Below are 10,928 nucleotides of genomic sequence, written 5' to 3' on the forward strand. Positions count from 1 at the left end.
AACTGCACGTCCACTGCCGCCGTGCGCTTCGCCGCGCCGCCTTGTTGGGCGCCGCTGCGGTCGATGCGTTTGATGCCGTTGGGGCCGATAAAACCGACACCGTGGAGGTTTTTGCGGATGACGCCGTTGGGCCCCATCCAACTGTGTTGCGCCGGCTGCATCGCCGCATGCAGCGGGTGCAGGCGGTTACGGGCGATCCATTCGGCGCGTGGGTCGCGGCGGATAATGTCGCTCATCAGTGCACCTCCGCGGGTTCACGTTTGATCGGTGATTTGGCAGGCGCGGCGTCGTCGAGCAACGCATCGGCCACCAGCTCGGCGATGTCTTTGATCAGTGGACGCGGTTCGACCACGCCTTCGAGCATCGCGGTGCATTGCGGGCAGCCCACGGCCACCAGCTCGGCGCCGGTTTCGCGGATGTCGTCCATGCGCATATCGGGGATACGTTGCTTGCCGGGAATGTCGGTGATCGGCGCGCCGCCGCCGCCGCCACAGCAGCGTGAACGGAAGCCCGAGCGTTGCATTTCCTTGACCTCGATACCCAACGCACGCAGCACCTGGCGCGGGGCCTCGTATTCGCCGTTGTAGCGGCCCAGGTAGCACGGGTCGTGATAGGTCACGCTGTTGCCTTTGTGCTGGCCCAGGTTCAACGCGCCGTCGCCGATCAGCTCGGCCATGAAGGTGCTGTGGTGCTGTACGACATAGTCACCGTTGAAGGCGCCGTATTCGTTTTTCAGCACATGGAAACTGTGCGGATCGCAGGTGACGATGCGCGTGAAGCTGTACTTGGCCAGGGTCTGGATATTGCGCGTGGCCAGGAGTTGGAAGGTCGCTTCATCGCCCAAACGGCGGGCGACGTCGCCGCTGTCGCGTTCTTCCAGGCCGAGCACAGCGAAGTCGACCTTGGCCGCTTTCAGCACTTTGACGAAGGCGCGCAGGGTGCGTTGGTTGCGCATGTCGAAGGCGCCGTCGCCGACCCAGAACAGTACCTCGCAACTGCCCTTTTCGCTGAGCAACGGCAGGTTCAAATCCGCCGCCCAGTTCAGCCGGCCGCCCGGTGCGAAGCCGCCGGGGTTGTCGGTGGCGATCAGGTTTTCGAGGACTTCGGCGCCCTTGTTCGGCGTGGTGCCTTTTTCCAGGGTGAGGTGGCGGCGCATGTCGACGATGGCGTCCACGTGCTCGATCATCATCGGGCACTCTTCCACGCAGGCGCGGCAGGTGGTGCACGACCAGAGGGTGTCGGCGTCCACCAGGCCGTTGACGATTGGCTGGTGCGGGTTGCCGCTGTGTTCGCCGATCGGTTTTCCAGGATACGGGCTGCCGGCGAACTTGGCATCGGTGCCGCCGGCCAGGCCGACGACCATGTCCTGAATCAGCTTTTTCGGGTTCAGCGGCTGGCCGGCGGCGAACGCCGGGCAGGCGGCTTCGCACTTGCCGCACTGTACGCAGGCGTCAAAACCGAGCAATTGGTTCCAGGTGAAATCCTTGGGTTTTTCCACGCCCAGGGGCGCGCTTTTATCGTTCAGGTCCAACGGCTTCAAGCCGGTGGAACGGCCACCGCCGAAGCGCTCGGCGCGGCGGTGCCAGGCCAGGTGCAAGGCACCGGCGAAGGCGTGCTTCATCGGCCCGCCCCAGGTCATGCCGAAGAACATTTCCGACACGCCCCACAGCACGCCCACGCTCAGCAACGCGGCCAGCAACCAACCGCCGAAGTCCGCCGGCAGAATCCCGGCCACCGGCAAGGTCACCAGGAAGAAGCTCACTGCGAACGCCATCAGGCTTTTCGGCAGGCGCATCCACGGGCCTTTCGACAGGCGCGCAGGAGGATTACGTCGACGCAGGTAGACAAACGTGGCGCCGACAAACATCAGCACCGACGCCAGCAACAGCGCATAGCCGAGGATGCGGTTATGCAGGCCGAAACCGTGCACCAGAATCGCCAGCAGCGCCGACAGCACAAAACCCAGCGCCGTGGCGACGTGGGTGTTGGCGATGTATTTGTCGCGGGCGACCACGTGGTGCAGGTCGACCATGTAGCGCTTGGGCATGGCCAGCAGGCCGCCCAGCAGGTCGACCTTGGACGCACGGCCGCGACGCCACATGGCTGCTCGCCGCAGTGCGCCCAGGACGGCCAGGCCCAGGGCCGCAAACAGCAGAATCGGAAGAAGAGTATTCAACATGGTGAAGCTCCCACAGACCACACAGATCTAGTGTGAAACCGGGCCCTAAATGTGGGAGGGGGCTTGCCCCCGATGGCGGTGTGTCAGCCACAACATCCATCAACTGACCCACCGCTATCGGGGGCAAGCCCCCTCCCACGTTTTCAGACCGGGTACACATTGGTTCGGTGTCGGGTCAGAAATCCTTGCACAAGCGCAGGGCGTCATAGATCGCAGCGTGGGTATTGCGCTGCGCCACACAGTCACCGATGCGGAACAGCAAATAGCCCTCGCCCGCTTCGCTCAGGCACGGTTGCGGCTTGATCGCGAACAGCGCTTCGATGTCCATCTGGCCCTTGTTGCGCGAGCCGGGCTTGAGGGCGTAGTAGATCTCTTCATCCGGGCGCACGCCGTTCTCGACGACCACCTGATCGACCACCCGCTCCTCTTTGGCGCCGGTGTATTCGTTCTCCAGCACCGCCACCAGCTTGTCGCCTTCGCGGTAGACCTTTTCCAGCATCATGTCGCCGGTCATGATCACTTCCTTGGGGTACATGCTGCGGTAGTAAGTCGGGAACGACGTACCGCCGACGGCCACGCCCGGCTTGATGTCGTCGGTGACGATCTCGACCTGGCTGCCCTTGTCCGCGAGGAAGTCCGCCACCGACATGCCGGTGAATTCGCAGATGGTGTCGTAGACCAGCACGTTCTTGCCCGGCGCCACTTTGCCGTCGAGCACGTCCCAACTGCTGACCACCAGGCCTTCGGCCGCGCCCCAGTGTTCGTTCTGTTCCAGGAACGGATGCCCGCCCACCGCTAGCACCACCACGTCCGGGCGCAGGTCGAGGATCGCTTCGGCATTCGCCGCCACGCCCAGGCGCAGGTCGACGTTCAAACGCGCCAGTTCCAGTTGGAACCAGCGGGTGATCCCGGCGATCTGGTCGCGCTGCGGCGCTTTGGACGCGGTGGTGATTTGCCCACCGATAAAGGCTTTTTTCTCGAACAGGGTCACGTCGTGGCCACGTTCAGCGGCAACGCGCGCGGCTTCCATCCCGGCGGGACCGGCACCGACCACCACCACCTTGCGCTTGGGCCCGGTGGATTTCTCGATGATGTGCGGCACGCCCATGTATTCACGGGAAGTGGCGGCGTTCTGGATGCACAGCACATCCAGGCCCTGGTACTGGCGGTCGATGCAATAGTTGGCGCCGACGCACTGCTTGATCTGGTCGATCTGGCCCATCTTGATCTTGGCGATCAGGTGCGGGTCGGCGATGTGGGCGCGGGTCATGCCGACCATGTCCACATAGCCGCCTTCGAGGATGCGCGTGGCCTGGTTCGGGTCCTTGATGTTCTGCGCGTGCAGCACCGGGGCCTTGACCACTTCCTTGATCCCGGCCGCCAAATGCAGGAACGGCTCCGGTGGATAACTCATGTTCGGGATGACGTTGGCCAGGGTGTTGTGCGTATCGCAACCCGAGCCGACCACGCCGATAAAGTCGAGCATGCCGGTGTCGTCGTAGTACTTGGCGATCTGCTTCATGTCCTCGTGGGACAAGCCGTCCGGGTGGAATTCGTCGCCGCACAGGCGGATACCGACGCAAAAGTCCGGGCCCACCTCGGCACGCACCGCCTTGAGCACTTCAAGGCCGAAACGCATGCGGTTTTCAAAGCAGCCGCCCCATTCGTCGGTACGCTTGTTGACCCTCGGGCTCCAGAACTGGTCGATCATGTGCTGGTGCACCGCCGACAGTTCCACGCCGTCCAGGCCACCGGCTTTCGCACGCGCTGCCGCGCTGGCGTAGTTGCCGATCACGCGCCAGATTTCTTCCGGTTCGATGGTCTTGCAGGTCGCACGGTGTACCGGCTCACGGATGCCCGAGGGCGACAGCAGGGTCGGCCAATGCTCGCCGTCCCAACGCGAGCGACGGCCCATGTGGGTAATCTGGATCATGATCTTGGCGCCATGCTTGTGCATGGCATCGGCCAGGTTCTGGAAGTGCGGGATGATCCGGTCGTCGGCCAGGTTCACCGATTTCCACCAGCCTTGCGGGCTGTCGATCGCCACGCTGGAAGAACCGCCGCAGATGGCCAGGCCGATCCCGCCCTTGGCTTTCTCTTCGTAGTACTTCACATAGCGGTCGGTGGTCATGCCGCCGTCGGTGGCATACACCTCGGCGTGGGCGGTACTGAGCACGCGGTTGCGGATGGTCAGTTTGCCGATCTGGATCGGCGCGAACATTGCTTCGAAAGCCATGGCAGGGTTCCTCGACTTACAACGGCTTGACGGTGAACAGGCCGGAATCAAAGCCCTCTTCGGAGCCGCCGTAGACTTGTTCGGCCACGGTGCGAATCTGGCTGCCGCGTGCTTGCAGAATCTGGTCCATGGCGCCGGCAAACCAGCCGGTGAACATGTAGTCGACCTTGCGCCCGACCTTGCCGTACACGTAGACGAACGCCGAGTGTTCGAGCTTGACGCTGGCGGTGCCTTTATCCAGGTCGATGTCCTGGATCTTGAACAGGCCCCAGCCGCGTTGCGACAGGCGCTTCATGTAGTGCTCGAACACCGCCACACCTTCGAGGCCGTGGCATTCGGCTTCTTTTTCACACCAGTGCCAGGCGGATTTGTAGCCGGCCTTGTAGAGGATCTCGGCGTAGGCGTCGGCACCGAGGACTTCTTCGATGCCCATGTGGTTGTTGACGAAGAAATGGCGCGGTACGTACAGCATTGGCAGGGCGTCGGAGGTCCAGACACCGGTTTCGCTGTCGACTTCGATAGGCAATTGCGGGGCGATCTTGGCCATGGAAACTTAACTCCAGAAAATTCGTAGTGGTGTTGCCCGTGGGTGTTTGGCTTATTCGCCCCAAACGTCCTTCAAGACGTTGACCCAGTTCTCGCCCATGATCTTGCGCACCACGCGTTCGCTGTGGCCGCGCTTGAGCAGGGTCTCGGTGAGGTTGGGGAACTCGCCCACGGTGCGGATGCCCAGCGGGTTGATGATCTTGCCGAAGCTGGTCAGGCGGCGGGCGTAGCCCTTGTCATGGGTCAGCATTTCGAAGAAATCCTGGCCATGGCCCTGGGTGAAATCGGTGCCGATGCCGATGGCGTCTTCGCCGACGATGTTCATGGTGTATTCGATGGCTTCGGCATAGTCGTCGATGGTCGAATCGATGCCCTTGGCGAGGAACGGCGCGAACATGGTCACGCCGACAAAACCGCCGTGGTCGGCAATGAACTTCAGCTCCTCATCGGACTTGTTGCGCGGGTGCTCCTTGAGCCCGGAGGGCAGGCAGTGGGAGTAGCACACCGGTTTTTTCGATTCGAGGATGACTTCTTCGCTGGTCTTGGAGCCGACGTGGGACAGGTCGCACATGATGCCGACGCGGTTCATCTCGCCGACGATCTCGCGACCGAAGCCCGACAGCCCGCCATCACGTTCGTAGCAACCGGTGCCGACCAGATTTTGGGTGTTGTAGCACATCTGCACCACACCGACGCCGAGCTGCTTGAAGATCTCGACGTAGCCGAGTTGGTCTTCAAACGCATGGGCATTCTGGAAGCCGAAGATGATGCCGGTCTTGCCCTGTTCCTTGGCTTTGCGGATGTCGGCGGTGGTTTTCACCGGGATCACCAGATCGCTGTTCTCGCGGATCAGGGTCTGGCTGGCGACGATGTTATTGATCGTGGCCTGGAACCCTTCCCACACCGACACGGTGCAGTTGGCGGCGGTCAGGCCGCCCTTGCGCATGTCCTCGAACAGCTCGCGGTTCCACTTGGCAATGATCAGCCCGTCGATAACGATGCTGTCGGCGTGCAATTGCGCTGGGCTCATCAGGCGTCCCCTTGTTGGCGATTCGTGCGCCGAATCGTCTGCCGGCGCTTTGGGGTCAGCATATGCCGAGGGGCCGACCGGACCGGGTGCAAAAACGACAGGGGAATTGCCGAAAGCGTCAATCCGCGACGAAGGTCGCTATGACAGGTCTGTCTGACGGCTGTTCTTTGTCTTACGCTTGGGCCAGAATTCGCGCATCAACCGATATGAGACGGCGCAATGAAATCAATTTTCCTGGCTTTGGCACTCATCGCAACCGGCGTCCACGCGGCCGAAGACACCGACAGCACGCCGTGCGACGGCATCGAAAACGACAAGCAAACCCTGGAATGCGCCACCTACAACAAAACCACCGCCGAACAACTGCTCAAGGATAACTATCAAGGGCTGTTGGAGCGCATGGGTTCGACCTATGGCAGCAACAAGACGCAACTGGCGGACATTACCGCTCGTCTGAAGGATGCCCAGCAGAAGTGGGAAAAATTGCGCGACGCCGATTGCGCAGTGGACACCTTCCCGGCGGTGACCGGCACCAAACCTTATGCGATCGAGCTGAACGATTGCCTGGCGCGGATGAGTGATGAACGGTCGGAGTTTTTGGAGTCGATTGGGCAGGAATAAGCGACAATCCTTGCCACTTTCAATCTGAACCAAGGCCATTCATGAAAACCTGCGGCATCGAAATCAAAGGCAGCGAAGCCATCTTCGCCGTTGCCTCCCTCGACGACCAAACACTGACCCACGTCGCCCTGGCCACCAAGAAAATCGCCCTTGAAGACGACGATGAAGCGGCCAACGTCAAAGCCTTCGCAGCCCAGGTGAAGGCGTTCGTGCAGGACAACGCCATCGAACGCATCGCCATCAAGAAGCGCAGTAAGAAAGGCGAGTTCGCCGGTGGCCCGACCACGTTCAAGATTGAAGGGGTGTTTCAGTTGCTCGACGGCGTTGAAGTGACGCTGCTGTCGCCGCAGACCCTCAATGCGCAGAACAAGAAGCACAATTTTGAGCTGCCGACGACGCTGAACAAGTACCAGCATGAAGCCTTCAAGGCGGCGTGTGCGGCCCTGGTAAAGAAATAAGCCACACCGAAAACCCAATGTGGGAGGGGGCTTGCTCCCGATGACGGTGGATCAGCAGCACATGAGTGGCTGGCACTCCGCTATCGGGAGCAAGCCCCCTCCCACATTTGATCGTTGTCGCTGACAGGAGAAGCGGTGTTTCAGTTGCTCGAAGCCTTCAAGGCGGCGTGTGCGGCCCTGGTAAAGAAATAAGCCACACCGAAAACCCAATGTGGGAGGGGGCTTGCTCCCGATGACGGTGGATCAGCGGCACATGAGTGGCTGACACTCCGCTATCGGGAGCAAGCCCCCTCCCACATTTGATCGTTGTCGCTGACAGGAGAAGGGGTGTTTCAGTTGCTCGAAGCCTTCAAGGCAGCGTGTTCGGCGCTGATAAAGAAATAAGCCACACCGAAAACCCAATGTGGGAGGGAGCTTGCTCCCGATGGCGGTGGATCAGCAGCACATGAGTGGCTGACACTCCGCTATCGGGAGCAAGCCCCCTCCCACATGTGATCTTTGTCGCGTGTAGGCACTACGTTCAAACCACCTCCCGTCGCCGATCCTCCCGCGGACACTTGGCAAACCGCGCCCGATAACGGCGGGTGAAATACGACGGCGACTCAAACCCGCAGGCCAGGCTCACCTCCAGCACGCTCATGTCGCTCTGGCGCAGCAGTTGCCGGGCTTTTTCCAGGCGCAGGCCGAGGTAGAAGTTGCTCGGTGTGTCGTTCAGATGCAGGCGAAACAGCCGCTCCAATTGGCGTCGCGTCACTTTGATCGCCTCGGCCAGGGCCAGGGTGCTCAGCGGCGGCTCGGTGTGTTGTTCCATCTCGCCGATCACCTGCACCAACTTCTTGTTGTTGATGCCGTAGCGCGTGACGATCTGCATGCGCTGGTGGTCTTTGCGCGGGCGGATGCGCCCGAGCACGAATTGTTCGGAAACCTGGATCGCCAACTCGGGCCCATGGGCCTGGCTGATCAGGTCGAGCATCAGGTCGATGGAGGCGGTGCCGCCGGCGCAGGTGATGCGGCGGCGGTCGATCTCGAAGAGTTCCTGGGTCACCGTCAGCTGTGGATACGCTTCCTTGAACGCGTCGATGGCTTCCCAGTGCAGGGTCAGACGGTGGCCGTCGAGCAGCCCGGCTTCGGCCAGGATGCAGGCGCCGGTGTCGATGGCGCCAAGGGTCACGCCGTCATAGTCGAGGCGGCGCAGCCAGTGTTCGAGGGCCGGGGTGGCGAATTTGAGCGGTTCGAAACCGGCGACCACCATCAGCGTCGCGCCCTTTTTCAGCGGCTCCAGCGCGGCGTCGGCGTTGACCGACATGCCATTGCTCGCCAGCACCGCGCCGCCATCGGCGCTCAATACATGCCAGCGGTACAACTCGCCACGAAAGCGGTTGGCCACTCGCAGCGGTTCGAGCGCAGAGATAAAGCCGATGGCCGAGAACCCCGGCATCAGCAGAAAGTAGAAATCCTGGGACATGGTGCGCTCTCGTAGGACCGCCAGCGTGGTCACTGTGATACGCCAGTTCAACGGCCCATTCAAGAGCACAGGTCGCTGCAGTGCAAGAGCCGGTCGCCGCCGTGCGTTTTGTCGCCCCTCAAGCTGCGTAACGTGATCGCACGGCGCATAAAGACGCCGGCCCCCACAATAACGACCTGCCGAGGGAACCACCATGAACCGACTGATCAGCCGCTGCGTGCTCGCATTCAGCGCCAGCGCCATCTTGAGCACCAGCGTCCTCGCGGCCGACGCGCCCTCCTGCCAGAACGTGCGCATGGGCGTGGTGAACTGGACCGACGTCATCGCCACCAGCGCCATGACCCAAGTGTTGCTCGACGGCCTCGGCTACAAGACCAAACAAACCAGCGCGTCCCAGCAAATCATCTTCGCCGGTATCCGCGACCAGCGCCTGGACCTGTTCCTCGGCTACTGGAACCCGCTGATGACCCAGACCATCGCCCCGTTCGTCGACGCCAAGCAGGTCAAGGTCCTCGACAAACCGAGCCTGGAAGACGCACGCGCCACGCTGGCGGTGCCGACTTATCTGGCGGACAAAGGCCTGAAAACCTTCGCCGACATCGCCAAGTTCGAAAAAGAACTGGGCGGCAAGCTCTACGGTATCGAGCCGGGCTCGGGCGCCAACACCCAGATCAAGGCGATGATCGCCAAGAACCAGTTCGGCCTGGGCAAATTCCAGCTGGTGGAGTCCAGCGAAGCCGGCATGCTCGCCGCCGTCGACCGCGCGGTACGCCGCAAGGAAGCCGTGGTGTTCTTCGGCTGGGCGCCGCACCCGATGAACGTCAACGTGGCGATGACCTACCTCACCGGCAGCGAAGACGCCCTGGGCCCGAACGAAGGCATGGCTACCGTGTGGAGCGTCACCTCGCCGACCTACGCCGAGCAGTGCCCCAACGTATACAAGCTGCTGACCAACCTGACCTTCACCGCCGCCGACGAGAGCCGAATGATGCAGCCGTTGCTGGATCACAAGGACGCATTCGAGTCCGCCAAGCAGTGGCTCAAGGACCACCCGCAAGACCAGCAGCGCTGGCTCGAAGGCGTGACCACCTTCGACGGCAAACCGGCCGCTGCCAACCTGCAACTGACCGGAAAATAACTGTATTTGACTCACCGTTTCGCGGTCGTCCCTGACCGCGAACGGCGCCCTACGCCTTGAAATCACACGCCTGTAAGGAACCTCCCCGATGAACCATGACGTCATCATCACCTGCGCACTCACCGGTGCTGGCGACACAAGCGCCAGAAGCCCCCATGTGCCGGTCACCCCCAAACAAATCGCCGCCGCCGCCGTGGAGGCCGCCAAGGCCGGTGCCACCGTGGTGCATTGCCATGTGCGCAACCCCGAGACCGGTAAGTTCAGCCGCGACGTCGCCCTGTACCGCGAAGTGATGGAGCGCATCCGTGAGGCCGACATCGACATCATCGTCAACCTCACCGCCGGCATGGGCGGCGACTTGGAAATCGGCGGCGGCGAAAACCCGATGGAATTCGGCCCCAGCACCGACCTGGTCGGCCCGCTGACCCGCCTGGCCCATGTGGAAGCGCTGCTGCCGGAAATCTGCACGCTGGACTGCGGCACGCTGAACTTCGGCGATGGCGACACCATTTACGTGTCGACCCCGGCGCAACTGCGGGCCGGCGCCAAACGCATTCAGGAACTGGGCGTCAAGGCCGAGCTGGAAATCTTCGACACCGGCCACTTGTGGTTCGCCAAGCAGATGATCAAGGAAGGCCTGCTCGACGACCCGCTGTTCCAACTGTGCCTGGGCATCCCATGGGGCGCGCCGGCTGACACCACCACCATGAAAGCCATGGTCGACAACCTGCCCGCCGACGCGGTGTGGGCCGGCTTCGGCATCGGCCGCATGCAAATGCCGATGGCGGCGCAGGCGGTGCTGCTGGGCGGCAACGTGCGGGTCGGCCTGGAAGACAACCTGTGGCTGGACAAGGGCGTATTGGCTACCAACGGTCAACTGGTGGAACGCGCCAGTGAAATCCTCAGCCGCCTGGGCGCGCGGGTCATGACCCCGGCCGAAGGGCGCATAAAAATGGGCCTCAAAAAACGCGCCTAACCCCCCCCTGCCCAAACCGGATCAAAACCTGTGGGAGGGGCGGTGCGACGATTCGACTTGCTCCCGATAGCGGTGGATCAGCAGCGAATGCATCGACTGGTACACCGCTATCGGGGGCAAGCCCCCTCCCACAGGGGTTCACCCCATTATTCAGGAATGTCGCCATGCGTTTTATTACAGAAATCAAAACCTTCGCCGCCCTCGGCAGCGGTGTGATCGGCAGCGGTTGGGTGTCCCGCGCCTTGGCCCACGGCCTCGATGTGGTGGCCTGGGACCCCG

9 protein-coding genes and 2 pseudogenes are annotated in these 10,928 nt (G+C 62.2%); 5 read left to right on the top strand and 6 right to left on the bottom strand.

Annotated elements, in window-relative coordinates; genetic code table 11:
• The 5 genes and pseudogenes from L9Z73_RS17180 to L9Z73_RS17200 form a co-directional block, all read right to left on the bottom strand.
• Positions 1-236 (bottom strand): annotated as a pseudogene (locus tag L9Z73_RS17180) (electron transfer flavoprotein subunit alpha/FixB family protein); the annotation flags it as partial.
• On the bottom strand, positions 236-2,179 hold the full coding sequence (dgcB, locus tag L9Z73_RS17185) for a dimethylglycine demethylation protein DgcB (protein ID WP_247403246.1): 1,944 nt from the start codon (positions 2,177-2,179) through the stop codon (positions 236-238). The pseudogene L9Z73_RS17180 and the gene dgcB, both read right to left, overlap by 1 nt.
• Before the next feature lie 175 nt (positions 2,180-2,354).
• Positions 2,355-4,415: a dimethylglycine demethylation protein DgcA gene (gene dgcA / locus L9Z73_RS17190; protein ID WP_247403249.1), complete on the bottom strand. Its 2,061-nt coding sequence runs from the start codon at positions 4,413-4,415 to the stop codon at positions 2,355-2,357.
• Between the two features lie 16 nt (positions 4,416-4,431).
• Positions 4,432-4,962 carry a DUF5943 domain-containing protein gene (locus L9Z73_RS17195; RefSeq protein WP_074847795.1) on the bottom strand — a complete coding sequence of 177 codons (531 nt, stop codon included), beginning with the start codon at positions 4,960-4,962 and terminating at the stop codon, positions 4,432-4,434.
• Positions 4,963-5,013: 51 nt separating this feature from the next.
• Positions 5,014-5,991, bottom strand: a complete 978-nt coding sequence (locus tag L9Z73_RS17200; protein WP_017849539.1) for a dipeptidase — start codon at positions 5,989-5,991, stop codon at positions 5,014-5,016.
• Between the two features lie 219 nt (positions 5,992-6,210).
• Between L9Z73_RS17200 and L9Z73_RS17205 the strand changes: the two genes are divergently transcribed.
• Together L9Z73_RS17205 and L9Z73_RS17210 are read left to right on the top strand one after the other, a co-directional pair.
• A complete protein-coding gene (locus L9Z73_RS17205) occupies positions 6,211-6,612 on the top strand; it encodes a lysozyme inhibitor LprI family protein (protein WP_247403253.1) in 402 nt (133 codons plus the stop codon).
• A gap of 41 nt (positions 6,613-6,653) precedes the next feature.
• Positions 6,654-7,070, top strand: a complete 417-nt coding sequence (locus L9Z73_RS17210) for a DUF3010 family protein (protein ID WP_247403256.1) — start codon at positions 6,654-6,656, stop codon at positions 7,068-7,070.
• A 520-nt stretch (positions 7,071-7,590) separates the two neighbouring features.
• Here the strand turns inward: L9Z73_RS17210 and L9Z73_RS17215 are convergent.
• Positions 7,591-8,535, bottom strand: a complete 945-nt coding sequence (locus tag L9Z73_RS17215; protein ID WP_247403257.1) for a GlxA family transcriptional regulator — start codon at positions 8,533-8,535, stop codon at positions 7,591-7,593.
• Between the two features lie 193 nt (positions 8,536-8,728).
• On the opposite strand from L9Z73_RS17215, the gene L9Z73_RS17220 reads away from it, so the two are divergent.
• The 3 genes and pseudogenes from L9Z73_RS17220 to L9Z73_RS17230 form a co-directional block, all read left to right on the top strand.
• Positions 8,729-9,673, top strand: coding sequence for a choline ABC transporter substrate-binding protein (locus L9Z73_RS17220; RefSeq protein WP_247403261.1), 945 nt, complete (start codon positions 8,729-8,731; stop codon positions 9,671-9,673).
• Between the two features lie 88 nt (positions 9,674-9,761).
• Positions 9,762-10,649, top strand: coding sequence for a 3-keto-5-aminohexanoate cleavage protein (locus L9Z73_RS17225; RefSeq protein ID WP_247403264.1), 888 nt, complete (start codon positions 9,762-9,764; stop codon positions 10,647-10,649).
• Between the two features lie 164 nt (positions 10,650-10,813).
• A pseudogene (locus L9Z73_RS17230) lies at positions 10,814-10,928 on the top strand (L-carnitine dehydrogenase); the annotation flags it as partial.

The sequence above is a fragment of the Pseudomonas emilianonis genome (genome assembly GCF_023072625.1).
GTDB classification, from domain to species: domain Bacteria; phylum Pseudomonadota; class Gammaproteobacteria; order Pseudomonadales; family Pseudomonadaceae; genus Aquipseudomonas; species Aquipseudomonas paraveronii.